The following is a 255-nucleotide window of genomic DNA, read 5'->3' on the forward strand; positions in this document are numbered from 1 at the left end:
TATATTGTCGCTGACGCCGGTTATGGTAGTGAACAAAATTATAGTGAGGTATTACATCGAAATAGAACTCCACTCATTACGTATAATTCCTATCGGATGGAAAAGAAAAAGAAATATAAAGAAAATCCTTTTTATGTGTCAAACTGGGACTATGATTCAGACAGCGACTTCTTTACTTGCCCAAACGGAAAGAAGGTACCTTTTCAATATCTATCGAATCGAACAGATAAAGCCGGATTTAAACGAACCTTTCGT

The 255-nt window shown here is 36.1% G+C and carries 1 pseudogene; it reads left to right on the top strand.

From position 1 onward, the window contains the following. A pseudogene (locus RVS70_RS23250) lies at positions 1-255 on the top strand (IS5/IS1182 family transposase); the annotation flags it as partial.

The organism is Virgibacillus sp. M23, assembly GCF_034190895.1.
In the GTDB taxonomy this organism is placed as follows: Bacteria; Bacillota; Bacilli; order Bacillales; family Amphibacillaceae; genus Virgibacillus; species Virgibacillus salarius.